We start from the raw sequence: 247 nt of genomic DNA, 5'->3' as shown, positions 1-247 counted from the left end.
AGCTGCTCTGCCAATTGAGCCACATCGGCATAAACATACAGAAACAACTTTCTTACTTACCATACTCATTGTTTCCTGAGTCTAATGTTTATCAGCCAACAGACCTCTGCTACTTTACGAGCAATTCTGCTAACATATAAATGACTCCAACGGGAATCGAACCCGTGTTACCGCCGTGAAAGGGCGATGTCTTAACCGCTTGACCATGGAGCCATAACTCCCCGAGTAGGGCTCGAACCTACAACAA

General features: G+C 45.7%; 1 tRNA gene. It reads right to left on the bottom strand.

What is annotated here, in order from left to right:
- Positions 1-141: 141 nt before the first annotated feature.
- Positions 142-213, bottom strand: a tRNA-Glu gene (locus tag HMPREF0373_RS08930).
- Positions 214-247 lie beyond the last annotated feature (34 nt).

The sequence above is a fragment of the Eubacterium ramulus ATCC 29099 genome, from assembly GCF_000469345.1.
GTDB classification, from domain to species: domain Bacteria; phylum Bacillota; class Clostridia; order Lachnospirales; family Lachnospiraceae; genus Eubacterium_I; species Eubacterium_I ramulus.
Note: the sequence above shows the minus strand (reverse complement) of the source record. Positions and strands in the feature narration are given on the sequence as shown.